This is a genomic window from Photobacterium obscurum (assembly GCF_026191635.1).
GTDB lineage: Bacteria > Pseudomonadota > Gammaproteobacteria > Enterobacterales > Vibrionaceae > Photobacterium > Photobacterium obscurum.
Genome location: NZ_JAKRRW010000005.1, coordinates 34,179 through 58,600, shown reverse-complemented (window position 1 = coordinate 58,600; position 24,422 = coordinate 34,179). Strand labels below are relative to the sequence as shown.

Genomic DNA, 24,422 nt, shown 5'->3' with positions numbered 1-24,422 from the left:
TGCAATTGAGACGATATAATCTCTTTAGCTTAGTGGGCATTGGTTCATAAAATTACATGCGGAAGGTAACGTGACATGTCCTGGGTGACGCGTGACGTATCTTCCCGAATTGAGATTCCACCGGCTTTGTCATCAACCAACCAGCTGCCGATCAGGGTGTAATAATCGCCAAACTTTGGCAGTGGGTGATAGGCTTGGTAGATCACGCCTTCATCGCCATAAGGGCCTTCCGTGCGCAGTGTCTGCCGGCCCTTCTGGACAATCTCAATATTGGCCCCTTCACGGGCAAAAATCGGTTTGATGACATAGTCTTGCAGGTTGCCGAGTTTCCGGTCATCGGGGAAATAGGCGGGTAGCAGGTTGGGGTGGCCTTCAAACTTCTGCCACAGCAGCGGCAACAGGGCCTTGTTACTCAGTACCGACTTCCACATCGGCTCCAGCCAGTTGACCTTGGCATCCTTCAGCTGCTTGCCGTATTTCTCGCGAAACATGAACTCCCACGGGTAGAGCTTGAACATCCAGCGGATTGGACGATCCTTGAGATCGGTAAACTCCCCTTTACCATTGAGGCCAATATCCTCGACATACACAAACGCCGTAGAGAGCCCGGCTTCCTTGGCGCAGTCTTCCATATACTGGACGGTGCCGCGATCTTCGACTGTGTCTTTGCAGCAGGAAAAATGCAGCGTCTGGCCGGGCTGTCGGGTTGCTAGCTCCTGAAAGCGCCCCATCAGCAGCTCCTGCAGGAGGTTAAACTGATCGGCGTCGCGCCGGAGTGAACCATTATCGACCTGATCTTCCAGCCATAACCACTGCCAGAATCCAGTCTCATAGAGTGATGTTGGCGTGTCGGCATTGTTCTCGTACAGCTTGGCGTGGCCACTGCCGTCATAGGCGAAATCCAGTCGGGAATAGAGCGAAGGCTCATTGCGCTGCCAGGAATCAAGCACGTTTTGCCACATCGATTCAGGGATTTGGAATCGCTGCAGCCAGAACTCGTTGCGAACAACCGTATCGACAACGTCGAGGCACATTTGATGGATTTCTTCGGTGGGATCTTCAAGATCACGCTCGATCTGCTCCAGAGTGAATTGATAGTAGGCCGTTTCATCCCAGTAAGGCTGGTCATACATGCTATGGAATCCAAACCCGTATTCCTTGGCAAGATCTCGCCAGTGTGGCCGTTCCTTACTATCAATTCGAAGCATGTTCCATCCTTATGCTGCTGTTTCTTTTAAGATATTTAGACTAAACCCACATGTCAGTATACATCGCTTAGCTTTGAGCGGCTGTGGCTTAAATAGCAGATTTGGGAAAGCTATAATGCTTCTGGGACGTAGAGCGGAGAAGAAGGCCTCTTCAATGGTTGGTTAGTGATGGAGAGAGGCCTTGTACCAATCGAGGACGCTAGTCATTAGGTACGAATTTCCCGAAGGAATGCATGACAGAGCGTAGATAATCCGGTTAGAGCAAACAATCTAATTGATGGTTTTATGAACAGTTTTGACCTGACTGACTCCATTTAAAAGACCGTTGATGCCTTCGCTGTAAACGCGGGTGGCTAACTTATTTTTTTAAATCAGCAGCTTAAATGCCGTCCATTTGTGGTGGACGGCATTTACTTGAGGCTCTAGCCCGATGAATTAACGAAAAAATAATTGGCTAAACGGGTTGAGCAATGTGGCTAGCCCTGAGGTAAAGTGCAGTGGAGCATCAAGCAGCGTCAAGCAAAGACAGTCTTGGTCAGCTCGGGTTTTGGGTGAGTGTTTATGCTCTGAAGTTTGGATGATGAAGTCCCCTGGGCGATAGGTGGCTTGTTCGTCCATAAACTCCCCGGCAAGTACCAAGGTAATTTCCTGCCCCTGATGTGTATGCTGCGGAAGAACGCTGTCACAATCCATATAGATGAAGTTCATCTTGCTCTGACCGGCCGTTGAAACATGGGCTCGTTTAATTTTTCCTGGTAAGCGTGTCCATGGCCCGATTTGATCTTGATGATTTTGTAGCACCCTTGGCAGATGAAACCTTCTGTTATCAAGTTCCAAATAGGTTGCTGTAGGCTCATTTGTTTCCAGTTGTGGTTCAGGGCTGTGGGCCAGGATTTTTTCAAGCATTGCATTCATGTCGTTAGACAGCGGTTCTGCAGTTGAAAGATCCAGTTCTCTGGCCAAGTTTTCTTCCATATCAGCAACTCGATGTCGGCAGTGGCTGCAAAATTCCAAATGGGCACTCATCATAATGCTCGACGCCGAGTCAAGATCGCCAGAAGCATATAGAGCTAGAGTTTCATTTGTAGGGTGGAAATGAATACTAGTCATCTAAAGCCTCCTTCATTTTCTGTAGTGCTAAGCGCAGCCGGCTTTTAACCGTGCCTAATGGGATACCTAATGCCTCTGCGACTTCTTGGTGCGATACTCCTTGCAGGCAAATGAGTCGAACCACTTCAGCCTGCTGTGGCGGCAAGGTATTAACTAGGTCGTCCAATTCACGGCTAACAATCGAGCGAAATTCTTTGGGTAGGCGTTCACTGTCTTGATCTTCGCAAAGTGTTGGCCAAAGATCGTCACCCTGTACCCAGTCTTGCTGGTGTTTAGACTTACGTAACATGTCAAATTTCACGTTTCGTGCAACAGAATATATCCACGTTAAAGCGGCACCCTTAGATTCATCATAAAGGTGTGATTTTAACCAGATTTTCAACATGGTTTCCTGAACTATCTCCATTGCCATCGACTCATCCCTCAACTGTTTGCGAGTAAAGTTGAGAAGTTTGGGAGCAACTAAAACAAATAACGTTTCATAGCTCCTTTTGCAGCGCGAATGTGCAATGTTGAACAACAGGGTTGCCACATCGGGTGCTGGCACGGCTTCGTTGAACATGGGCTCCTTAGTCTTTTCGGAGTCAGATAATCGGCTGAGTTTTATCATTGTTCTACTGCAAGCATGGGATCCATAACCGTTTAACGCAACACTTGGGTGTAAAGATCACTTTGATGAATAATTATTTTTAGATAGCGTAGACATAGCTTTGGGTTGGTTCGCTTTAATAAACGTTGTTTTATTTTTAAGGGAAGTGGCAGCAATTCCAGCCAGCGCCAGCATAGCCAACATGGATCTCGAAAATCAGCAGAGGTATCGACCATTAGCGGTGACTGATAGCCGTATTCGGCAAGCCATTGCTTTAGCCGAACGAACAGGATGTCATTTTCTGGCAGTTTTTGGTTGGTCGTCCATAAAGGAATAATCTTGGCGCATAGCCTAGGGGGATTGAATTGCACCTGGTCTTCAATACACCCCCATGCCTTTAGATCGACATCTACTTGAATTTGAGTGCCGGAGAGCCAATCAATATTTGTGATATGAGCATAGGTCACAATATCCCCTCCGGAAACCGCGACTTGGCCGTCGCTATCTTGCATCACTAACCAGAAACCGCCGGCATGGAGAGCCTCACGGATAGTATTGGAAAATACCATGCTACTTCCCCGTAACTGTCGTTTACCGAGAGGCAGAAAATGGTCTGCCGTGGCTAAAAAGGGCAGTGTGTGGTTTTGATCATTGATAATTTGCACATTACGTCCCCGTAAGGTTGTTTTACTCTAGTACGCCCCAATTCACGATCTAGATGACTTGGGTTTAAAACTTCAAACAAATAAATGGCATACCAGCAGGAATAAGAATAAATCTGGGCAATGCTGATCGATATGTTGGCTGCAAGCGTAAATTATCCCGACCAGTAATTATCAGGAAGAGGGTATTCGTATGAAAGCCAATTCGTTAGCGCTAGCGTTAGGTTCTGCTGTATTTCTATTTGGGTGTTCTGATGATGACGATAATTCGCAAATTCGTGTTACCCATGCCAGTAGTGATGCTCCGTTGGTAGCTATTACACTCAATGATGAAGTTGTTAAGGGCTTAGAAGAAGTTGATTATCAAACGGCCAGTGGATTTATTAGCTTAGATTCTGGTACTTATGATGTCGGGGTTCAGGCATTGCTCGCAGGCGGTGAAGAGGCCGAGGTGATCGGAGAGAATTTGGACTTTGCGCCCGACATGCAGTACGACATCATTGCGCTCAATAATACCGCCAGTATTGAGCCGGTAGTGTTGAGCAGGGATAATTTTGCCCCAGGCGCTGATGAAGTCCGTATTGATGTACTGCATGGCCACCCAGGCGTATCGGGCGTTGATATCTACCTGGCTACAGATAACAGTATCGATAGCGTGGAACCAGCCGTTAGTGGCCTTGAGTTCAAGATTGATAGCCCTGATTTGCCAGTCAGCATTCCCGCTGGTACTTACCGGATTCGAGTGACTTTGACCGGAGACAAAGCGGTTGTCTTTGACAGCGGTGAATTACCTTTGGCTGGGGGAAGTGATCTGATGATTACAGCTGTGCCCAATGTCGATGGCGGGGCGGTATCTCCAGTTAACCTGATGGTTGCTGATGGTGAAGGCGTAGCAGTGCTTCGCAGTTCAGGTGAACAAGCGGCAGTTAGGGTTGTTCATGCTGTCGATGACGCGCCAGAGGTTGATGTTCTGGCATCCGGTGCGCCTGTGGATGGTCTGACGGTGATTGCATTTAAGGAATTTCGAAGCCTAGATCTTGCCCCCGATACCTACAACTTGAGTGTAGCGGCATCGTCCGATAACACCCTGGTAGTCATCGAAGCACCTGATACCACACTGGACGCAGGTACGACGACAAGCATTTATGCTGTGGGTAAACTCAACAGCATTACAGATTCGACGATAGAACCTTTAGTGATTGCCGAAGATCTGCGTTCGGTCGCTACTTATGCCAAGGTACGTGTTGTGCATGCCAGTCCAACCGCTGGCGGTTTAGGGTTAGTTGATATTCATGCTTCTGCGGATGGGACGTTTGATGAGAGTACAGCGGTGCTTAAAGGTGTGGATTTTAAAGGTTCTGCTGTGTTGAATGTGCCTGCCGGTACCTATTTCTTGGCAGTCATCTTAGCCAGCGATGGTACTTTTACTCCAGCAGTCGAAGCGATGGCGACAGTCGATGATGGTGGAGTCTACTCAGTGGTCGCAACCGATGATTTTGCTGGGGGACTGGTGCTGAATGTTGATAATACGGCACCATAGCTGAGTTCCGATGGGCTCTTTATCGCAATTATTGCCAGCCTTTGAGGCTGGCATATTTGTTTATATTATTTGTTATTTTTCTTGCCCTTTTGATCTTTCTTATTGCCTTGTCCTGGGTTGTTGTCACCATGAACACTACTGTTTCCTTTGTTTTTTTTCTTCCATTCTTCACATTCTTCAGAGCTGATTTTGACATTGTCTGATTCCAGTTTCAGGCAGTCTTTACTCAGTTCAAAGCCATCGCCAGAAATTTTGACATCGGCTTGTGCCGAGCCAAGTGATAAGAAGAATATGATAGCCAGCCATTTTTTCATTGAATACCTTTACCTGTTGTTTTCACAAGTTTAAGTGTAGTCAAACTTTGTCTGACTGAATGTGGTTTAGTGCTGGAGACAAAAGGCCACTCGAATCTATGGAGTGGCCTTGCGTTGATGATAATTAAAACTTGAACTGACTGACCAGGCTCGTTAGATGATCAGCTTTTTGTTTCAGTTGATGGCAGTCTCTAGCGGTTTGCTCAACCATTGCATCACTTTGATGGGCAATTTCGGCAATACTGGTGACGTGCGGGGAGATTTCATTGATAACGCTTGACTGTTGATTGGTCGCAGAAGCAATCTGCATATTTATCGCATTCATTTCACTGACATTTGCAGAAATTGCCGTGAGTTGCTGCTCTGAATGGGAAGCCTCTGACTGGCAGGCTTTTCCAAGATCTGAGCTGGTCGCTATCGCACCCACAACTGCTTCGGTACGTTTTTGTAGTTTATCGATAATCTCCCGAATCTCCTCTGTTGAAGCGTGGCTTCTTGAGGCCAGCGTTCTGACCTCATCAGCAACAACTGCAAACCCTCGGCCTTGTTCTCCGGCTCGTGCCGCTTCGATAGCCGCGTTTAGGGCGAGTAGGTTCGTTTGCTCCGATACGCTGCTAATCACATCGAGGACAGTATCAATGGAGTTTGCATCTTGGGCCAGCTGACTGACGATTTCATTGGTATTACCCAGCTGGTGATTCATATTTTCGACACTTTCGTAAGTGGCGGTAACAGACTGATGGCCGGTTGCAATGGCTTCGCTTGCCGATGCGGCACTGTTCGCTGCACCATTTGCATTTTGTGCAACTTCGTCGGAGCTTGCCCCCATTTCGTGTATTGCCGTAGCGACTTGTTCTATCTTGCTGGTCTGCTGCTTTATTTCTTGTTCCATCGAGCGGGCAAGTTGATCGACATTTTGGATTGATGACGAGATTTCTGTACCGGTATCGGACACACTCTGCAACAGTTCGCTGAGGTATTGAACAAACTGATTATAACCTTTGGCAATTTGTCCCACTTCATCGTGTCGAGAATCATCCAGTCTTTGAGTTAAGTCACCGCCCCCTTTGCCAATATCTTCCAATAGCTGGGCAACCCGAGCAAACGGAGAGAGAAGCCTGTTGGTAGACCAAGCAGCGAGAGGAATAAAGATGACGGCGATAATCAGCGCCATAATGATCATGTTAAAGCTGAAATCATTCAGGTAGGCGAGAATTTCCTGTCTGGGCACTTGGCTCACCAGAGTCCAGCCAATGCTAGGCAGGGCTTTTGCCCCGATAATTTGGGGGCTGCCATCAAGCTCCAGTTCACGAACCATAGGTGTTGGGGCACCTAATAAGGACTGATAATTATCTATTCCCAGTGTTGATAGAGAGGCTCCGACGAGTTGTTTCTGCGGGTGGACTTTGATTACCCCTTGGTCGTCAACCAGAAATACGATGCCGCTTTCGCCAATACGGTATTGGCTAATAAGCTGGGTGATACTATCAAGTGTCAGCCCAATACCTGCGACCCCAATTCGGCGGCCGTTGTTAATGACGGCATAGTTAACAAACAGAGTGGGGATCCCGGTGGCCCCTTCAGTATCAATCGACAGCTCAAAGGGCTTTCCTGATTTCATAAATTGGAAGAACCACTGATCAGCCTCTGCGCTTGGGTTTACTGTTTTAAGAATGCCGTTCGGGGTGTAATAGGTGTTGTCTTCGGCCGAAATGAAATAAGATGTGATGGCATTGAATTCATTTTTTACCTTGGAAAGATATGATGACATTTCATTTTGTGACGTGTTGCCGGGATATTGAGTAAATAAGGGAGACAAGGCAACAATTTGTGAGGCAGTAATAGGGACGTTAAGCTGTGCATTTAAATCATTACTGACTTCTCCCAACACTGCGGGTAGCTCGCGATGAAATGTTTTGTCGATGAGAATATTCCAGCTCGAATTAAATGAATAGGTCCCCATCGCTGTAATAACGACTAACACGGCAAATATTGTAGCCAGTATCGCCTTCGTTCTAATTGTGAGTTTCACTTAATACTCCTTGCTGACGGTCTGATTGAATGAATAAACCTTAAGGAGCCTATAGTTAGGGCCTTAAGTGATACCGATATGCTTAGAGATGTAAGTTTTCATTGTTGCTTTGGTGAATATGGCCAAACAGGCAAAAGCAAAACGAGGTTGCGATGATAACTACTTCCTGAAATGCCAAGCAAGCATTCCATCAATATCGATTTTGGGAGGATACAGGACAGAATTTCTGCAAACTGAGACAATATAGACACATTTATCAAAAGTAATTTATAGTGGCTCTGATATTCATTTTGTTTATAAAAGGGAAAGGGATGTTGAGAGTTGGGTAATAATGAACGAATATTTGCATCTTAATTCGGTGCCAGTTGTTCCGGCCAGCTTGTTATTAATCCTGATAGTTTGAATGTTATTACTAATATAATTTACCCATGTTCAAATTAATTATTAATTTACAAATTTGTGCATAGAGCCGGAGAATTGGGTTTCCAGCTCAAGCATGTATTTACCCTGATTACTATCGGGCAAAGGCAAATTAGCTTTCTTTGATGTAAGCACTTAGAAATTGTGCTACAGCCATTTCAATGGCAATATCTCGATCTTGTTGGCTTGCAGGTGGTAAATGAACCAGTATTTGCGGCCAGAAGACGATTGACTTCAAGGCTGCGATAAACTGTTCGGAGGCAACTTCCGGGTATTCAACATCGAGTTTTCCTGCATCGCTACCCGCCTTAATCCATCGAGTTAAGCCCTTGCACCCTTCCAGTTGCTGTACCTTTTCCACCATCAGGGTGGCGGAATTGTCTGAACGCATACACTCCGATAGCACCATTCTGGCCAGAGACTGGAAGGTCGGGCAACACAACAGTTCGACCTCTTTCTCCGCAATGGCGGTGAGCTGTGCTTTGACCGATACCTGTGGGTCAAAGGGGATCTGGCTGATCACTCGCACATTAGACAACATCCGTTCAACAATGACACTGAACAGGCTTTCTTTGGTTGGGTAGTACTTGTAAAGCGTACGCTTGGAAACCCCAGCTTGCTTTGAAATGGCTTCCATGCTCGCCTGTTCCAGCCCTTTGTCAGCGAAAATATCGATAGCAGCGATAATAATATTTTCTTGTTTTACTTCTGCGACTTTTACCATTTTCTTCCTAATGATTAATTAAAAGTAAACGACCGTGTTTACTTCTGGTTTTTTCAAGTTATCATAAAAAGTATACAACAGCGTTTACTTTTGAGGCTAGCTAGAAATGAACACAACACTAAAAACATCAATGGTCGCAGTTTTGGCTGCTCTTGGGGTGGTGAGTGCAGGAAGTGGCTATGTCAGTGGTGACTACGTACGAAGCCAAGATTTGAGACAAGAGCGCATTGCGAGCTCTCCTCAGTTTGTTGATGGCAAAGTGGTGTCTAACTTGCCACAAGTAAACGCTGAAGAAGGTATGTTGAAGACGATGTGGAAGTTCTTCATGCAGCGTGACCGGTATAAGCCTGATAGCCGATTGCAGTATCAGGCTGTCGACACTGGCTTGTTGTCTGAATCAAGTAAGTCTTTGAGAGTGACCTGGCTGGGTCACTCGTCACTGTTTGTTGAAGTGGATAAGACTCGCTTGTTGATCGATCCTGTTTTCGAATATGCCGCGCCATCGTTGTTTTCGCGTTGGTTTGAGCGAAATGTTGATGCGCCAGTCAACCGAATAGAGCTGCCTGTCCCTGATGTGATTCTGATCTCTCATGACCATTACGATCATCTTGAAGAAAGTACTGCCCGATATTATGCCGATAAGGATGTTCAGTTTTTTGTTCCGCTCGGGGTTGGTAGCCACCTTGAGAAGTGGGGGGTCAAGCCGTCAAATATTCAGGAGTTTGATTGGTGGGAAAGCCAGCAGGTGAATTCTGTCACTATTACCTCGGCACCGGCTAACCATAATTCGGGACGAGGCCTGTTTGACTCGAATAAGACGCTATGGTCGTCGTGGGCCATTCAGGCCAATGCTGGCAGTGTGTTCTATAGTGGCGATTCTGCATACGGCGAGCACTTCAAGCAAATTGGTGAGCGACTTGGTCCGTTTGACGTGTCGTTTATTGAAGTCGCGGCCAACGTAAAAAATGGTAAGGGTTATCCAGTCGAAGGCTGGGGACACATGCAAGCAGCCCATACGATGCAGGCGCATTTGGATGTTCGGGCAGAAAAGTTGTTCCCGGTGCACTGGTCGACTTACGAGTTGTTTCTGCATCGCTGGGACGAGCCAGTGAATGATCTGATTGCCGAGGCAGAGCAGTACCAAGCGGATTTGGTAACCCCATTAGTGGGTGAATCGCTGGATTTTTCTCAGCCGATAAAAACTGCCTACTGGTGGCAAGACCAGGGAGAATTCGCTGAGTGGATTGATTACTCCCAGCTGGCTCAGGTTCAGCGTTAGTGAGTGTGGGCTTGCTTGGCGTGACGCGTCATCGGTATTTGTCTCGAATTTGAGTTTTTAATTCGATAATAAAAATTTGTCATCTTGTTTCTGGTATTTCTTCCTAAACTGAATACTTTATGGAGTGAAATTAGGGAAAAAGCATGAAAATAATGTTCACCTGTCGTGATAATGCTTGTCGCAGTATTCTTGCAGAAGCGATAGCACAAAAGTGTTTGCCTGAACGTTTTGAAGTGGCTAGCGCAGGGAGTGAGCCAGTTGGAGAGCTTCATCCCTATATTGAAAGTTACCTTGATGATATGGGGCTTAATCCAGACGATTTTCATAGCAAATCATGGGATGAACTAACAGGTTTCAAGCCTGATATTGTTATTTCCTTTGGTGAGAGCCAGCACAGTGAAATCGACGCAAGTCCGAACTGGGGGGCTGGTGGGATTAGAGTAAATTGGGAATTATACACCCCAATTGAGTCGGGTATGAGCAAAGATGAGTTTGAAGAACAGTATCGCCAGGTGTCGGCGTCGCTGAAGCGTCGTATTGATAAATTGGGTGCGTTCTACTTTGAAAAAATGATGCATGATGATATTTGTCATGAACTGGAAAAGCTCAGGAAAATGTAGTCAGCCTCAAATTTATTCTAAGTGTCGTGCTGAGGCACTTAGAATAAATGATGCTAGCCAGTTCTAAAACTTAATATTGACGCCGGTAAGCCAGTTATCGCTACTGAAATTATGGCTGAGTTCAATTCGTTGGTATTCAATCGTAATACCGACATGCTGGCCAAAGGTTATTTCAGTACCTGCACCATAATATGGATTCACGCCACTATACCTTTTAGTGATGTCCTCTTCTTTACGGATTTCAGAGGTAACTTCAACAGAAGAGTAATTCACTCCGGCCCTGGCAAATAACGTCAGGAAAGGTAACACCGGATATTGTGCTTTTGCGCCTAGTAGTCCGCCTTCAATACTCGATATTTCATCAAGGAAACCCAGGCTGCCCACGTAGCCGAGACCACCTGAGTTGGCATAGTAAGCGGTATCGAGAGCAAGATAGGGGGTAAAAAGGTAGTTATACCCGAGCTGAAATGCAAACCCAGCGTCCGCATGATCGTCATTGGAGATAGAACCGCCACCTAGGCGCAGCGCTACGTGGTGGTCAACTGCAAAACAGCTTGTTGAGCAGGTCAAGAGTAATAGAGGGATCAGCTTTTTCATACAGAGCTTAAAAAACATTGTTCATTTCTTTATGTTACCTATAAGTCGGTTTTATTTATATTCAGGCGGACAATTCCATACAATTTATATAAAGCAGAGGTTTCGTAGTGGCCTAATTTGAAACGCTTTGTTGTCACTCTTTCAGTGGGTGTTCAAGAATATAGTCAATTAATGCTTTGAGGGCCGGGTTGATGAGTCGGTTGGCGGGATATACCAGTGATACCGGCAGAGGTGTAAGGTTAAATTCAGTGAGGAGCGGTATTAATTCCCCCGACTCTATTAGTGGTTGCACCAAAAATTCGGGTAGCTGTGCAACCCCGTGACCGGATGCGGCAAACTGGGCAACGAGCTCGCCTTGGTTGACCTCGATGGCGATATTTACATTAACATGCTGTTCTTTTTTACCTTCGATATAGCGCCACTTACCGGGCTGGCGATTTGAGTTGTCTATTACACAGGGTAAGGTCATGAGCTCCTTCGGGTGTGAGGGTACGCCGTGTTGCTCCAGGTAATTTGGGCTTGCGACAAAAAGGACTTTCATTTCATCGATTTTACGGCCGATCAGGCTGGAGTCTGGCAATTCACCGACCCTAATGGCCAGGTCGATACCTTCTTCGACAATGTTTACGTAGCGGTTGACGAGCATCCATGACAGTTTGACCTCGGGATATTGCTTGAGGAAGTCGCTAAGAAGATACTGCACTCCCAGATGGCCGGAGTTAAAAGGGGCGGTAAGTCGGATATGACCGGCGATACGCTTCTGCCTTTGATGAGCGTTGGTCTCCAGGTTGTCTAGCCGCATTATCACATCTTTAAATTGTTCCAGGTAATAACGCCCCTCAGCGGTTAGGTGCATTGCACGGGTTGTTCGATAGAGTAACTGGCACCCAAAGTGCTTTTCTAGATCACTAACTTGTCGGCTGACGGCTGATGTGACCAGATTAAGCTGACGAGAAGCGGCGCTGAAACTCTGTTGTTCAACGACGACCAAGAAGGTGCGCATGGCCTTGACCAGATCTATCTTTCTTTTCACAAGAATAATCATTTCATTTTTAGGTTATTTTTCTATTTTACGCACAGGCTAAGCTAATACCAACTTAAACGGACAGCAATAGTGTGGAGCAGGTTATGAAAATTCTTCTTATTGGCGCAACAGGTACTATTGGCAGAGCCGTCGCTGCGCGTCTGGCCGATGAGCATGAGGTTATTTCTGCCAGTTTTTCTGGTGGTGACGTGCAGGTTGACTTAGGCCAAAGCGAATCAATTAAGGCAATGTTTGAGACGGTAGGCAAAGTCGACGCCGTCATTTCTACCGCAGGTCAGGCTAACTTTGCACCGTTTCAGGCCCTGAGTGACGATGACTATCAGCTGGCGCTGAATAACAAGTTGATGGGCCAGGTGAATCTGGTACGTATTGGCGCTGAATATGTGAAGCAAGGTGGTTCGATAACTTTGACTTCCGGGGTGCTGTCTCGACAGCCTATGCCGGGTAGTGCGTCAATAAGTATGGCCAACGGCGCTCTGGAAAGTTTTGTGAAAGCTGCTGCCCTGGAATTGCATCAACTAAGATTAAATGTAGTGGCACCGGTATTCGTTAAGGAAACCATGGCGATGATGGGGATGGATACGATCGATGGTGTTTCGGCTGCAGATACCGCGATTGCATACGAGGCTGCAGTCACGGGTGATATGCACGGTCAGACATTGGATATCACTGACTATATTTAAATCTAAACTCGCTAATTGTGTCTTTCCTCTTTAAAGGCATTCTTAATTTTTGCCCAATGTTTGATTGGGCTTTTTTATGCCCCCCGATAGCGAGATTGTAAAAAGAGAGCAAGAGTACTCAAAAGACCTGACCAATATCTCACTAGTCAGAAGCAAGACAATTAACTTACACCTATTGTGGTTATGTGGAGTGATGAGCTCTATTCATAATAATAATTGAGTCGTGAGAACTGGAGTGTTTCTGATGAATACTTCTATGTGTGTATTATTGGTCGTTGCGCTGACGTCTGTAGTTTCATGCCGGGATAATTCTGGTGGTGATAGCGCAAGCGATGCTGAAGGGGGGGCTGCAGCAGCAACATCGGATGGTGCTGATGCCCAAGATAATGCAGAGCCTGAACCACAGCCATTTGAACCGGAAGAGCCTTCTCCACCTGAACCGCGAGTCGATATTGATGGTCTTCCCATGCCTAATCTTGATGTTAGCCATGACTATGAAGCTTATCTTGATGATCAGCCTCGATACTACACTTCGATTACCTCACCGTTTGGTAATGTCCGCTCCCAGGACAATACTCCTTTTTCTAATCCTGTCCGTAATGACAGTGCTAACCTCGGGCGGGTGATTTTTTATGATGTTAGGCTATCAGCCAATAATACGACGTCCTGTGCTTCCTGCCATATCCAGCAGCATGGGTTTACCGATCCCGCACAGCTTAGTATTGGTTTCGATGGTGGAAAAACAGGCCGTCATTCAATGGGGCTGACTAATGCGACGTATTATTCGCCGAAAAGCTTCTTCTGGGATGAGCGTGCGGCTACGCTGGAGGAGCAAGTGTTAATGCCAATACAGGATGCGGTCGAAATGGGGATGGATCTGTTTGCACTGGAATCGAAGCTGGCGGAAACCAGTTTTTATCCCGAGTTGTTCACGAAAGCATTTGGTGATGAAGCCATTACCAGCCAGCGTATCTCAGAGGCGATGGCACAGTTTATTCGCTCTATGGTGTCTTACCAGTCAACATATGATCAGGCCTTTAGTGCCGGTGAGTGGAATGAACCAGACTTTGCTGCGGTGTTTACCGAGCAGCAAATGATGGGGCATCAACTCTTCACGACTCCACCTGACAGGGGAGGGGCCGGTTGTGCTGCTTGTCATCATACGTCTGCTCATACCCTTGATCGGTCACATGTGAATGGCCTTGATGCAAATACCAGTGATGATCCAGGGGCGGGAGGTGGTTTTTTTAAATCACCCTCACTGAGAAATATTGCCGTTGGGGCTCCCTATATGCATGACGGGCGATTTGAGACTCTGATGGACGTGGTGGAGTTTTATAACAGCGGGGTACAGCCGCACCCTAATTTAAGTCCTGATTTGAGGGTTAACCGGAGCCTTACTGGACCGCCTATCCGGCTCAATTTGACTGAGGAAGAGAAAGAGGCGCTGGTGGCGTTTATGGAAGCTCTGACGGATGAGGATTTCCTGGCTAACCCAATATTCAGTGATCCGTTTTCCGAGTAATACAAATTCGGATGATTGGTATTATTTATGTCAAACCTAAAAAAGCCAGCAGATGCTGGCTTATGCTGATTGGTATTATTGGTCATGGCCGGATCAACCGCCCCAGCTTTTGCTGCCACTGGATGATTTGCTCCAGCTTGATTTTGCTGAAACCGTAGAGCCGAAGCCGCCGCGTGAAATCGTACGGCTCACGGCGGGCTTGGGTTTCATCTGATCTTTTGACACCCGAACCTTGGTTTTCTTATAGCTACTGCGGCCATAATCGTAGCCGTCGGCGGTGGTCCAGCGATCATAGAAAATACTGCCGGGGTAATAGGAACGGAACATAGGCTGAGAATAGTAGCCACGGTTACTGTCCATCATACGGCCAAACATAAATCCTGCCATGGCTGGCATAAACCAGTTGTTGCGCTGTGACTGGACACAGGCACCGACACCAAATTCAGCGATACAATCACTTTGTGTCTGGTATTTAGGGGCGGTACGTTCGGCTTCTTCTAGCGCATACTGGTATGCGGCCTGACATTCACTGCTGTAATTGGGGTTGTCATCGATACAGTCATCTAAGCTTTGGTAGATAGATGCTTCGCTACTGGTATCGCTACATCCGGAAAGCATGGCACCGGCAAAAGCAACGGTCACTGGAGCAACGGAGAAGGTCTGCCAGTTTTTGCGCATGCTAGCCAATACCACCTGCTTACTTCGTTTCATAGCGGTAGCTCCTAGTAAGTCATGCAAGCGGCATTGAGTAGGCCGACCGAAACGGAGGTTGCTGCCATCACAATGCCGGCAGGGATCTCGCCGGCTTCAATACGCTCGACGATTTTAGGCATAAAACCGAAGCGTACAATGAAGAAGGCAATCAACTGGGCAATTAGCGCAACGACACCCCAAATGGCAAAATCGACTAAATTGACGGAGTTGCTGGCCGCCCCAGCTATCGCCAGGCAGTAACCGACTATCGAGCCCGAAAGGCCGATAGCGGCAGCTATGTTCTGCTGATCTTTGACCAGTTTCCACTCGTCATGTGGCGTGAATCGTACATACACAAACTTAAACAGCAGCAAGAAGCCTAGAGATAGTGAAAAGTACAGTAAAAAAGCCCCTAGACCAGCAAGAGAGTTTGCAAAAACTTCCATGTGAATTCCTAATAAATTAAATAGTTACAAATTAACGGACACACCTTAGCCAATCAGCTTAAAGTCTGTTGGAGAAAGGTTTATACCGGTACTGGTTGCCAGGCTGCGTTCTGCACGGTGATGAACAATTTGCTCTTCCCCGGCAACCAATACCGATTCGAAAACGTCATTGCCGACTTCACGTTCATAGATCATGACGAATTGATCGGTTTCGCTGATTTTGCCGTTTTCAAGCCAGGTTTTTTCGGTCATTGCAACTGGGCGACTGTTTTCCCATACTTTTTCAAAGAGGTGGCCTTCGAGCTCCCAAGTGGGTTGTACGATTTGGTTGTGAAGTAAATGCTTCCACTCTGACTCGGTATCAATTGGCTTAGTATCATAGAAGTAATAGAGCTTTACCTCGCTGATATCAGCCTCGCTAGTGCCATGGGTCAGTACTTGAATAAATCCGTCGTCATCGGTGTAATAGCGTAGCAGGCGGGTCTGTTCATCGAGTTGAACCTCGCCAACAGCTTTAATCAGTTGGGTGCGGGATGCGCCTTCTATCACCAGATCCGGCTCGATAAGGCGAAGTTTCAGGTCATCTAACTCGAAGGCGCCGCCAAGCCTCAAGCCTAGGATTTCAGGCGGCTTAGGGGCAGAGTCTTGTGGCGCTGTTTTTTTCTTAAACCAATCAAACATATTGGCTCCTGATTTGTGCTTTAGATAGGCTGGATAGCGATTTATCCAGCTGGCTATGTGCGTTTGTTTCTATACAGCAGTTATATGGCTTAATGCCATTTGAAGTTATGGACACGTTCATCTGAAATATAGAAAAGCTTCGCGCCCGGTGGTACTTCACGTTGAAGAGATGGGTTGAGTTCTACGCCGTTGCCAGCATCGATGGCGATCAGTATGGCTTCATACTGCTCTTTGAAAGAGGAGAACAAAGCCTCAATGCTGGTGGTTGTGCAGTCTGCTGGGTAAGTTACTGAATATTGAGTCATACCTTGATGGGTACTGAGCAATTCGTGATGTAGTTCGCTGGAGCCGGGATCAATGGCCGCCTTGGCCAACATCTCAACGGAGACGGAGGGAATACACTCGGCATTCGGGCAGTGTTGCTTCAATAATTGGCTAAGCGCTTCATCATTGAAGTAAGCCAGTAGATGGGCGCCTGGATTTTTGTTAGCACAGAATAAGGCGGCTGACAGAGTGACGTCATCTTCAGGGTTATCGATGAGGATACAGCTCGCTTTTTCGATATTGGCGCGAGCCATACCTTCGCTATCGGTAAAGCTGGCAACCCGGACAAACTCGACTTCACCCGGAAGGGGGTTTTCGATTTCAGGACGGACACACAAGACGATCGGGCGATGGCCTTTCTCTTCGTATTGCAGCATTTTGATAAGGTGGAGGGTCCGCTGTTCGTTCCAGCCCAGTACTAAAATATGGTTGTTCACATTGAGGCTCCGTTTTCCCAATAGGCCACTTTTCCAATAATGAATGAAGACACTGGCGACACGCCCCACGCCTAAAGCAAACAGGCCAAGACCGCCAGGGATCACGAATAAGGAGGCGACCCACTTCCCAGTTGCCGTGGTCGGTGACATATCTCCGTAGCCAACAGTAGAGGCTGTTACAAAGAGGTAATAAATAAAGTCGGTGAATGATCGCGTGAGATCGTGTTCGCCGGCTATCGTCAGTAATAGCCAGCTTATGACACAGTAGCCGAGCAAGGTAAGCAGAAGGTTTCGTCCATTTAACTGGGCGAAATTACGTACCGCCCAGCGTTGGAAGAGAATCCATAGTGACATTGTTACCTCCGGGGCTTACCTGCTTGCGGGCTCTCTTGGGATAATGTAGTCAAAGCAATAGTTTTACTTGCCTAAAATCCGGGCGAGCTCATCTTCGGCTGATGACTTTGCTCCCGGAGTAATCCCGGCTTCAGCCAGTTTCTTGTCAAGACTGCTGCCTGATTGCTCTTCAGCCATCTCCGCAGCCGCTTCCAACTGGGCGGATTTTTCGGCCTGGCGTTGCTTGATTCTATCGAGTGACTCAACGGCAGTATGCATTTTGGCATTGGCGCCGACGTTGGTGGCAGACACTGCAGATTGTGCTTTCTGGACTGCCTCGTTCGCTTTCACTACATCGACTTGCTGTTCAAGCTGACGCAGCTTGTCTTTTGCTTGCGCAATATTGGTACGCATGCTTTGCTCGGACGCGACAAACTGATCGAGGTATGTCTGCTCTGCCTGCTGTTCATTACGCAGTGTCGCCACTTTTTGGGCGCATTCAAGAGCCAGTTCTTGCTGGCCTTTTTCCATTGCGCCGCGTGCATGGCCCTCATACTCTGCAATACCGTTATTGAAGGCGTCGACTTTCTGGTTGGACATTTTGCGTTTGGCGACAATCGTCACCAACGCTTCGTCAGAACGGCGAAGTTCTTGTTTGGCTTCTCGGATCTCCTGATCAAGGATTCGTAGTGCCTGGCTATCCGCCACTGATTCTGCAGCCTCGTTTGCACCGCCTTTAATAGCCGTAAATAACTTTTTCCAAACGCTCATTATGCAATCTCCGCGAGGTGATCTTGGTAAAGGTCGATAAAGGCTTCAACATTACGGAACAGGGTAGCGACTTCAATCACCACACTTTCGGCCTTTGATTGGGAAGATAAAGAGCCAAATGCCACATAGTAGCTGTTGCCCTCTATTTCATTGATTCCAATGGTTGATAACGGGAACATCTTATGGGTCCGCAAGATATCGTTATTCAATGCGTTGATATCTTTGACTTGTGCCTGCGGAAATAGCAGCACTTCAACAAGGATCTGTTCGCCTGCGACAGCGAGAAAAGCTTCGATATTGTCCTCATTACGGAGAATCAGCGTCTGCTCATTGGCCTCGACCTGCCAGCCTTCATGTTCACTCAGGATCGGAAGAAGATCTGATAATTGCCATGTCATAGTTGATACCTTATGGGTTAGTTGTCCGCATGTTGATCAAAAAGTGTACTCTTATTATGGGGTTAAACAACTTAATTGCCATCTAATGTGGATAATTTGTTGTGATTTTGTGAGCTGTTATGGGGCTTTTACTACACGCACTCGTTGAGGGTAGGGTGGGGGGAGTGGATTTCGTTTTGGCAGGACTATAGGCTAGGGTCTACCAGCCTGTATCGTGAAGGGGGTTAGCACGCGGTTTAGGGGCGATCACGCTTTTTCCAGGTTGAGCATGATGTTGAAGCTCTTGCCTAGCAGGCGAGGAAGATCATACTCCTTAGCCTCTTTTCCCAGTTTCTGTTCAATTAGGTCTTCGAGCTCCTGCCAGTTTTGTTTGGCCTTTGCGATGGCTGTGTGATGAGAGATATTGCCGATCAGCAACTGTAATACGGCTCTAAACTTGGGCTGGGTGATGGCTTGCTCGAAAGAGTGGGTGAAGCTTTCTCGGTTACTCAGATCAAGCGATGTCAGTACCGTATCGAAAATTTCGCCGTCGAGTGCATTTAGAAAGTCTACTTTCTTCTTGAAGTGATTCAGTATTCCGCCGCGTGAGATACCAGTCATTGTCTGTAGCCGTGTATAAGTCATTTTCTCGTAACCGAGCTGAGGATCAAGCAAGCATGTGATCACAGCATCGATGATTTTCTGGCGGGTTTTCTGGGATTCTTTCGAGGTTACTTTGGCCATTATATTGTATCCAGTTGCATTGGTAGTGATATCACGGTTTTCTCGGCTTATTCCGATTGGTTTTCATACAAAGCCAGCCAGCTGTAGGCAAACGGATAGCACAACTCCGTTAGGAGGGAGCCCGATATTTACTGCTGATGGGGGATATCTGTCATCAATTGCACCATAGTTATTGTCATTATTAGTGGTTTAAGACCATGGTAAAATCGGATAGTTACTTATGGTATGGTAAACGGTATTTGCCTGCAATATTTTTCAGTGTGGCGTACTGTTTATTGGTGAGGTTAAAGAAAAGAAGGGGGATTGTTCGACGAGAGCCGTTAGTGTGTTTCAGGTAAAAAAAAGCCGGGTAGAATACCCGGCAATTTGGTAGGTACAGAGGTGCAATACAGTGAAGCACCCTATTGTTTTGCGTTATATTGAACTATCGGCAGGCGATTAAGCCAGTAGTTCTTTAGCAGTGTTTACAACGTTTTCAGTTGTGAAACCAAACATCTTGAACAGCTCGCCTGCTGGTGCAGATTCGCCGAAGGTAGTCATACCGATGATGCGACCGCCGAAGCCAACGTACTTGTACCAGAAGTCCGCAATACCAGCTTCGATAGCGATACGAGCAGTTACGTCTGATGGCAGTACCGCTTCGCGGTAAGCAGCATCTTGCTTGTCGAACAGATCAGTTGCTGGCATAGAAACAACGCGAACCTTGCGGCCTTCAGCTGTTAGCTGTACGTATGCTTCTGTTGCTAGTTCAACTTCAGAACCAGTAGCGATCAGGATTAGCTCAGGCTTGCCTTCACAATCTTTCAGGATGTAGCCACCTTTAGCGATGTCAGCAACCTGTGCTTCAGTACGCTCTTGCTGTGCAAGGTTCTGACGCGAGAAGATCAGTGATGTTGGGCCGTCTTTACGCTCGATAGCGAATTTCCAAGCCACTGCAGATTCAACCTGGTCACATGGGCGCCATGTGCTCATGTTAGGCGTCAGACGCAGAGAAGCGATTTGCTCTACAGGCTGGTGCGTAGGACCATCTTCACCCAGACCGATTGAGTCGTGAGTGTAAACCTGGATGTTCTGCACTTTCATCAGCGCAGCCATACGCATTGCGTTACGTGCGTATTCCATGAACATTAGGAATGTTGCGCCGTATGGTACGAAACCGCCGTGCAGGGCAATACCGTTCATGATAGCTGTCATACCGAATTCACGTACACCGTAGTGGATGTAGTTACCAGTGAAGTCGTTCGCTTCAAGAGACTTAGAACCAGACCACATAGTCAGGTTAGAAGGCGCAAGGTCAGCAGAGCCGCCCATGAATTCTGGTAGTAGTTTACCAAAGGCTTCTAGAGCGTTTTGAGAGGCTTTACGTGATGCGATGTTAGCAGGGTTCGCTTGAAGATCTGCAATGATAGCATTTGCTTGCTCTTCCCACTGTGCAGGTAGCTCGCCATTTGTACGGCGCTTGAATTCTGCTGCTAGCTCAGGATGTGCTGCTGCGTATGCGGCAAACTTCTCGTCCCATGCTGCTTCTTTCGCTGCACCTGCTTCTTTCGCATCCCACTCAGCAGCTACGTCTGCAGGGATTTCGAAAGGACCGTGGTTCCAGCCTAGGAATTCACGTGCTGCTGCGATTTCTTCAGCACCTAGTGGCGCACCGTGACAGTCGTGAGAACCGGCTTTGTTTGGCGAACCGAAGCCGATGATTGTTTTGCAGCAGATAAGCGTTGGCTTGCCTGTTTCTGCTTTAGCTGCTTCGATAGCGGCGTTGATCGCTTCTGGATCGTGACCGTCTACTGCTGGAATTACGTGCCAGCCGTATGCTTCGAAACGCTTAGGTGTGTCGTCAGAGAACCAGCCTTCAACTTCACCGTCGATAGAGATACCGTTGTCATCCCAGAAAGCAACTAGCTTGCCTAGGCCTAGTGTGCCAGCAAGAGAACATGCTTCGTGAGAGATACCTTCCATCATACAACCGTCACCCAGGAACGAGTAGGTGTAGTGGTCAACGATATCGTGGCCTTCGCGGTTGAACTGGTCAGCCATTGCTTTCTCAGCAATCGCCATACCTACTGCGTTAGTAATACCCTGGCCTAGTGGACCAGTAGTCGTCTCGATACCCGGTGCATAACCGTACTCAGGGTGACCCGGTGTTTTTGAGTGAAGCTGACGGAAGTTCTTCAGATCATCGATAGATAGATCGTAACCAGTAAGGTGAAGCAGTGAGTAGATCAGCATTGAACCATGGCCGTTTGACAGGATAAAACGGTCGCGATCAGCCCACTCTGGGTTTTGTGGGTTGTGGTTCATGTGGCTACGCCACAATACTTCAGCGATATCAGCCATACCCATAGGTGCGCCTGGGTGACCTGAATTTGCTTGCTGTACACCGTCCATGCTTAGGGCACGGATTGCATTTGCTAACACTTTACGTTCCATATTGGTTTCCACTATAGAATTTATTTGAGTCGATAATTATATCGATACAGAAATGTAAGAAAGCGGCTGGTTGGCCGCTTTCTGAAATATGTCTAAGGCTTACAGACGCTCAGCAATCATTGCTTCTAGTTTGCCCTGGTCAACCGCGAAGTTGCGGATACCGTCAGCCAGTTTCTCAACCGCCATAGCATCTTGGTTGTGATCCCATAGGAATTCAGCGTGAGTCATTGCTGCTGGACGTTCTTTAACTTCAACGTCTGCAGAAAGCTTCTGAACCACTTCGCCTTCAGCGTCGCTTAGTTCTTGTAGCAGCTGTGGGCTGATGGTCAGGCGGTCACAACCAGCAAGTTCTAGGATTTCGCCAGTGTTACGGAAGCTTGCGCCCATAACGACAGTGTTGTAGCCGTGTTCTTTGTAGTAGTTGTAGATGCTCGTTACAGAGATAACACCTGGATCTTCCTGTGCTTCGAAATCACGGCCTTCTTTCGCTTTGTACCAGTCCATGATACGACCCACGAAAGGAGAAATCAGGAATACGCCTGCTTCTGCACATGCACGAGCCTGAGCAAAAGAGAACAGTAGAGTAAGGTTACAGTTGATGCCTTCTTTCTCTAGTACTTCAGCAGCACGGATGCCTTCCCAAGTAGAAGCCAGTTTGATCAGAATGCGATCGTTAGTGATGCCAGCATCGTTGTACATTTTAATTAGCTGACGAGCTTTAGTGATGCTGCCTTCTGTGTCGTAAGAAAGGCGAGCGTCAACTTCAGTAGAGATACGGCCTGGTACAACTTTTAGGATTTCTTTACCGATGTTTACTGCAAGCATGTCGCAAGTGTCTTGAACCTGCTGTGCTTTGTCGTCGCTTTGTGCTTTTGCGTAAGCGATCGATGCATCAATAAGAGGAGCATATTCAGCAATCTGGGCTGCTTTAAGGATCAGAGATGGGTTTGTAGTCGCATCTTCCGGTTGATACTTACTGATAGCCTCAATGTCGCCAGTGTCAGCAACAACAGTTGTTAGCGCGCGCAGTTGTTCCAGTTTAGTGCTCATATCTTTCGACCTTCAAAGTGTTAGGGCTTGTCTGATTGCTAGCTAAAAGTGTAGCCAGAATAGGTAATTTTACCTGTAATTAACCCAAATGTTTCAAACCAAAAACATGGCCTGTGAACATATGGATCATCAAAGAACAATTGATGGGTTGATAATTAGCTTTTTACTGCAACTTGTCAATTATAAACAGTGTCAAATCGTGCATAGGTCTCATTTTTCATTGGCTTTGGCCTGATATATAGCTGTTGATAACAAAATCTGTTGATAATTATGGCTGGTTTCGAATGTTTATGGTGTGAGCATATGATCCGCAGTGTGAGCGGTTGCTCGGGTGGCGAGGGTGAAATTCATGGCAATTTGATAAAGAGTGAGCAATTACGTAAGTAATTGGATATGAAAAAAGCGGCATTAGTTGTTATCTGCAGGCAAAAGTTCAGAGTTTAGGGCGTTGAAGGTCATTACCTCGCAGTTTGTTTTCTTTGTTGTTCTTCAATGCATACATACTCATACATGACACCCATTATTGAACGCTGTATTATTGCGTTCAATTTAAGTTAGACATTAAGGTCCGACTCAAAGTAACAAGACAAATACTCGCCTTTAAACGGAACACATCATGAAAAAACGCTGGATTTCGGCTGCCATTACAACAGCTATCGTAGCCGGTATTGGTTATTACTTCACAGTAAATGCAGAAGATAGCATGCCATTACCTTTAATTACTGTTGAAATAGGGACCATCGAAAAACAAGCCGTTGCCGTTGGGCAAATAGTGCCCGCACATTCCGTTCAAATTAAATCTCAAATCGAAGGGATTGTTGGTGAGATCTATCATTATGTTGGTGAGGACGTTGAAGCTGGTACGCCGCTGATCAAGATCCGTCCTAATCCAACACCACAGCGTTTAACGCAAGCCATCACTGAGCTGATGTCGAGTCAGGCGCAATTAGAATCCTCCAAGCAAAAGCTTTCAAACCTTGAGCGCTTGGTTCAAAACCAGGTCATTCCTAAAAACTACGGTGATTACATTCAGGCACAAGCCGATGTACGCCAGAACAATGCTGATCTACAGCAAAAACAACAGAATTTAGACCTGATCCGCAGCGGCGAATCATCAATAGGTGAATCAAAACTCACATCAACTATCGTGGCACCGATCTCTGGCACCGTTTTGAACCTTAACGTTGAGGTGGGTGAACCGATTATATCGACTGAATCGAGCCAATCAGCCACTCAAATGATGTCATTAGCCAATATGAATGACATGATATTCAAGGGCAGTGTGAGCGAGCACGATGCCGCGCGATTAAGTGTCGGTATGCCCGTTACCATGACGCTCGCCCCTTACCCTGAAACGGAGGTAACAGGCACGTTGAGCAAGGTTGCTGTGCAGTCTGAAAAGCTCAATTCATCGCAAGAATCATCAACGACCGGGCAGCGTAGTTTTGATAACGGCTTCCAGGTCGAAGTAAGCAACATTCAATTCCCTGATGGCCTCATTGTGCGTTCCGGGTTTTCTGCAACCGCACAGATCACTCTGAAGAAAGCCGAGAAAATCACCACGATTCCAGAGCGGGTTTTGCAATTTAGCGGTGATAACGGTGACGAGCCTGAAGTATTGATCCCCGATGAATCTGAGCAAGGTTTCCACGCGGTTCCGGTCAAACTTGGATTATCTGACGGTATCAACGTGGAAGTTATTTCAGGTATAGAGCAAGGCGAGCAGATTGTTGATTACAGCATGATGGGAGCAATACCGAATGCTTAATCTGACTCAACTTGATG

At 47.0% G+C, this 24,422-nt stretch carries 24 protein-coding genes; 6 read left to right on the top strand and 18 right to left on the bottom strand.

Annotation, left to right across the window (positions count from 1 at the left end; translation table 11 throughout):
• Positions 1-44: 44 nt before the first annotated feature.
• From MD588_RS08260 to MD588_RS08245, 4 genes are all read right to left on the bottom strand, one after another.
• Entirely contained in the window at positions 45-1,208 is a 1,164-nt protein-coding gene (locus MD588_RS08260; RefSeq protein WP_265696608.1) for a glutathionylspermidine synthase family protein, read from the bottom strand.
• A 435-nt stretch (positions 1,209-1,643) separates the two neighbouring features.
• Positions 1,644-2,318 carry a ChrR family anti-sigma-E factor gene (locus MD588_RS08255; RefSeq protein WP_265696607.1) on the bottom strand — a complete coding sequence of 225 codons (675 nt, stop codon included), beginning with the start codon at positions 2,316-2,318 and terminating at the stop codon, positions 1,644-1,646.
• On the bottom strand, positions 2,311-2,880 hold the full coding sequence (locus tag MD588_RS08250; RefSeq protein ID WP_265696606.1) for a sigma-70 family RNA polymerase sigma factor: 570 nt from the start codon (positions 2,878-2,880) through the stop codon (positions 2,311-2,313). Before MD588_RS08250 ends, MD588_RS08255 begins: the two co-directional genes overlap by 8 nt.
• An 80-nt stretch (positions 2,881-2,960) precedes the next feature.
• Positions 2,961-3,572 (bottom strand): hypothetical protein, encoded by a 612-nt coding sequence (locus MD588_RS08245; protein WP_265696605.1) that lies wholly within the window; start codon positions 3,570-3,572, stop codon positions 2,961-2,963.
• A gap of 190 nt (positions 3,573-3,762) precedes the next feature.
• Here MD588_RS08245 and MD588_RS08240 point away from each other — a divergent pair, with 190 nt between their 5' ends.
• Positions 3,763-5,109, top strand: coding sequence for a DUF4397 domain-containing protein (locus MD588_RS08240; protein WP_265696604.1), 1,347 nt, complete (start codon positions 3,763-3,765; stop codon positions 5,107-5,109).
• A gap of 65 nt (positions 5,110-5,174) precedes the next feature.
• Here the strand turns inward: MD588_RS08240 and MD588_RS08235 are convergent, their stop codons facing one another.
• From MD588_RS08235 to MD588_RS08225, 3 genes are all read right to left on the bottom strand, one after another.
• Positions 5,175-5,423 carry a CG2 omega domain protein gene (locus MD588_RS08235; protein WP_265696603.1) on the bottom strand — a complete coding sequence of 83 codons (249 nt, stop codon included), beginning with the start codon at positions 5,421-5,423 and terminating at the stop codon, positions 5,175-5,177.
• Positions 5,424-5,547: 124 nt separating this feature from the next.
• A complete protein-coding gene (locus MD588_RS08230; RefSeq protein WP_265696602.1) occupies positions 5,548-7,455 on the bottom strand; it encodes a methyl-accepting chemotaxis protein in 1,908 nt (635 codons plus the stop codon).
• A gap of 532 nt (positions 7,456-7,987) precedes the next feature.
• Positions 7,988-8,599, bottom strand: coding sequence for a TetR/AcrR family transcriptional regulator (locus MD588_RS08225; protein WP_265696601.1), 612 nt, complete (start codon positions 8,597-8,599; stop codon positions 7,988-7,990).
• Positions 8,600-8,705: 106 nt separating this feature from the next.
• On the opposite strand from MD588_RS08225, the gene MD588_RS08220 reads away from it, so the two are divergent.
• Together MD588_RS08220 and MD588_RS08215 are read left to right on the top strand one after the other, a co-directional pair.
• Complete coding sequence (locus MD588_RS08220) at positions 8,706-9,878, top strand: MBL fold metallo-hydrolase (protein ID WP_265696600.1); 1,173 nt, start codon at positions 8,706-8,708, stop codon at positions 9,876-9,878.
• Between the two features lie 143 nt (positions 9,879-10,021).
• Complete coding sequence (locus MD588_RS08215; protein WP_265696599.1) at positions 10,022-10,498, top strand: arsenate reductase/protein-tyrosine-phosphatase family protein; 477 nt, start codon at positions 10,022-10,024, stop codon at positions 10,496-10,498.
• Between the two features lie 63 nt (positions 10,499-10,561).
• Here the strand turns inward: MD588_RS08215 and MD588_RS08210 are convergent, their stop codons facing one another.
• Together MD588_RS08210 and MD588_RS08205 are read right to left on the bottom strand one after the other, a co-directional pair.
• Positions 10,562-11,113, bottom strand: coding sequence for a porin family protein (locus MD588_RS08210; protein ID WP_265696598.1), 552 nt, complete (start codon positions 11,111-11,113; stop codon positions 10,562-10,564).
• Between the two features lie 115 nt (positions 11,114-11,228).
• Positions 11,229-12,128: a LysR family transcriptional regulator gene (locus tag MD588_RS08205; RefSeq protein WP_265696597.1), complete on the bottom strand. Its 900-nt coding sequence runs from the start codon at positions 12,126-12,128 to the stop codon at positions 11,229-11,231.
• A gap of 95 nt (positions 12,129-12,223) precedes the next feature.
• On the opposite strand from MD588_RS08205, the gene MD588_RS08200 reads away from it, so the two are divergent.
• The gene (locus tag MD588_RS08200) at positions 12,224-12,823 is read left to right on the top strand and encodes a short chain dehydrogenase (protein ID WP_265696596.1); all 600 of its coding nucleotides are present in this window, start codon (positions 12,224-12,226) and stop codon (positions 12,821-12,823) included.
• A 244-nt stretch (positions 12,824-13,067) separates the two neighbouring features.
• A complete protein-coding gene (locus MD588_RS08195; RefSeq protein ID WP_265696595.1) occupies positions 13,068-14,348 on the top strand; it encodes a cytochrome-c peroxidase in 1,281 nt (426 codons plus the stop codon).
• A 93-nt stretch (positions 14,349-14,441) separates the two neighbouring features.
• Here the strand turns inward: MD588_RS08195 and MD588_RS08190 are convergent, their stop codons facing one another.
• The 9 genes from MD588_RS08190 to tal all read right to left on the bottom strand — a co-directional run bounded on the left by MD588_RS08190 (position 14,442) and on the right by tal (position 22,637).
• Positions 14,442-15,059, bottom strand: coding sequence for a DUF1190 family protein (locus MD588_RS08190; RefSeq protein ID WP_265696594.1), 618 nt, complete (start codon positions 15,057-15,059; stop codon positions 14,442-14,444).
• A gap of 11 nt (positions 15,060-15,070) precedes the next feature.
• Positions 15,071-15,487 (bottom strand): DUF350 domain-containing protein, encoded by a 417-nt coding sequence (locus tag MD588_RS08185; protein WP_265696593.1) that lies wholly within the window; start codon positions 15,485-15,487, stop codon positions 15,071-15,073.
• A gap of 45 nt (positions 15,488-15,532) precedes the next feature.
• On the bottom strand, positions 15,533-16,168 hold the full coding sequence (locus MD588_RS08180) for a YjfK family protein (protein ID WP_265696592.1): 636 nt from the start codon (positions 16,166-16,168) through the stop codon (positions 15,533-15,535).
• Positions 16,169-16,257: 89 nt separating this feature from the next.
• Positions 16,258-17,283 carry a potassium channel family protein gene (locus MD588_RS08175; protein WP_265696591.1) on the bottom strand — a complete coding sequence of 342 codons (1,026 nt, stop codon included), beginning with the start codon at positions 17,281-17,283 and terminating at the stop codon, positions 16,258-16,260.
• Positions 17,284-17,346: 63 nt separating this feature from the next.
• Complete coding sequence (locus tag MD588_RS08170) at positions 17,347-18,033, bottom strand: PspA/IM30 family protein (RefSeq protein ID WP_265696590.1); 687 nt, start codon at positions 18,031-18,033, stop codon at positions 17,347-17,349.
• Complete coding sequence (locus MD588_RS08165; protein ID WP_265696589.1) at positions 18,033-18,431, bottom strand: DUF2170 family protein; 399 nt, start codon at positions 18,429-18,431, stop codon at positions 18,033-18,035. Before MD588_RS08165 ends, MD588_RS08170 begins: the two co-directional genes overlap by 1 nt.
• A gap of 246 nt (positions 18,432-18,677) precedes the next feature.
• Complete coding sequence (locus MD588_RS08160) at positions 18,678-19,154, bottom strand: TetR/AcrR family transcriptional regulator (RefSeq protein WP_265696588.1); 477 nt, start codon at positions 19,152-19,154, stop codon at positions 18,678-18,680.
• Positions 19,155-19,592: 438 nt separating this feature from the next.
• The gene (tkt, locus tag MD588_RS08155; RefSeq protein WP_265696587.1) at positions 19,593-21,587 is read right to left on the bottom strand and encodes a transketolase; all 1,995 of its coding nucleotides are present in this window, start codon (positions 21,585-21,587) and stop codon (positions 19,593-19,595) included.
• Between the two features lie 99 nt (positions 21,588-21,686).
• The gene (gene tal, locus MD588_RS08150) at positions 21,687-22,637 is read right to left on the bottom strand and encodes a transaldolase (protein ID WP_265696586.1); all 951 of its coding nucleotides are present in this window, start codon (positions 22,635-22,637) and stop codon (positions 21,687-21,689) included.
• A 616-nt stretch (positions 22,638-23,253) separates the two neighbouring features.
• Between tal and MD588_RS08145 the strand changes: the two genes are divergently transcribed.
• Positions 23,254-24,405, top strand: a complete 1,152-nt coding sequence (locus tag MD588_RS08145; protein ID WP_265696585.1) for an efflux RND transporter periplasmic adaptor subunit — start codon at positions 23,254-23,256, stop codon at positions 24,403-24,405.
• Positions 24,406-24,422 lie beyond the last annotated feature (17 nt).

Bases quoted from the DNA above. Each gene is read 5' to 3' on its own strand.
- MD588_RS08260 (WP_265696608.1), bottom strand. From the start codon at position 1,208: ATGCTTCGAATTGATAGTAAGGAACGGCCACACTGGCGAGATCTTGCC.
- MD588_RS08255 (WP_265696607.1), bottom strand. From the start codon at position 2,318: ATGACTAGTATTCATTTCCACCCTACAAATGAAACTCTAGCTCTATAT.
- MD588_RS08250 (WP_265696606.1), bottom strand. From the start codon at position 2,880: ATGTTCAACGAAGCCGTGCCAGCACCCGATGTGGCAACCCTGTTGTTC.
- MD588_RS08240 (WP_265696604.1), top strand. From the start codon at position 3,763: ATGAAAGCCAATTCGTTAGCGCTAGCGTTAGGTTCTGCTGTATTTCTA.
- MD588_RS08235 (WP_265696603.1), bottom strand. From the start codon at position 5,423: ATGAAAAAATGGCTGGCTATCATATTCTTCTTATCACTTGGCTCGGCA.
- MD588_RS08225 (WP_265696601.1), bottom strand. From the start codon at position 8,599: ATGGTAAAAGTCGCAGAAGTAAAACAAGAAAATATTATTATCGCTGCT.
- MD588_RS08220 (WP_265696600.1), top strand. From the start codon at position 8,706: ATGAACACAACACTAAAAACATCAATGGTCGCAGTTTTGGCTGCTCTT.
- MD588_RS08215 (WP_265696599.1), top strand. From the start codon at position 10,022: ATGAAAATAATGTTCACCTGTCGTGATAATGCTTGTCGCAGTATTCTT.
- MD588_RS08210 (WP_265696598.1), bottom strand. From the start codon at position 11,113: ATGTTTTTTAAGCTCTGTATGAAAAAGCTGATCCCTCTATTACTCTTG.
- MD588_RS08200 (WP_265696596.1), top strand. From the start codon at position 12,224: ATGAAAATTCTTCTTATTGGCGCAACAGGTACTATTGGCAGAGCCGTC.
- MD588_RS08195 (WP_265696595.1), top strand. From the start codon at position 13,068: ATGAATACTTCTATGTGTGTATTATTGGTCGTTGCGCTGACGTCTGTA.
- MD588_RS08190 (WP_265696594.1), bottom strand. From the start codon at position 15,059: ATGAAACGAAGTAAGCAGGTGGTATTGGCTAGCATGCGCAAAAACTGG.
- MD588_RS08185 (WP_265696593.1), bottom strand. From the start codon at position 15,487: ATGGAAGTTTTTGCAAACTCTCTTGCTGGTCTAGGGGCTTTTTTACTG.
- MD588_RS08180 (WP_265696592.1), bottom strand. From the start codon at position 16,168: ATGTTTGATTGGTTTAAGAAAAAAACAGCGCCACAAGACTCTGCCCCT.
- MD588_RS08175 (WP_265696591.1), bottom strand. From the start codon at position 17,283: ATGTCACTATGGATTCTCTTCCAACGCTGGGCGGTACGTAATTTCGCC.
- MD588_RS08170 (WP_265696590.1), bottom strand. From the start codon at position 18,033: ATGAGCGTTTGGAAAAAGTTATTTACGGCTATTAAAGGCGGTGCAAAC.
- MD588_RS08165 (WP_265696589.1), bottom strand. From the start codon at position 18,431: ATGACATGGCAATTATCAGATCTTCTTCCGATCCTGAGTGAACATGAA.
- MD588_RS08160 (WP_265696588.1), bottom strand. From the start codon at position 19,154: ATGGCCAAAGTAACCTCGAAAGAATCCCAGAAAACCCGCCAGAAAATC.
- tkt (WP_265696587.1), bottom strand. From the start codon at position 21,587: ATGGAACGTAAAGTGTTAGCAAATGCAATCCGTGCCCTAAGCATGGAC.
- tal (WP_265696586.1), bottom strand. From the start codon at position 22,637: ATGAGCACTAAACTGGAACAACTGCGCGCGCTAACAACTGTTGTTGCT.
- MD588_RS08145 (WP_265696585.1), top strand. From the start codon at position 23,254: ATGAAAAAACGCTGGATTTCGGCTGCCATTACAACAGCTATCGTAGCC.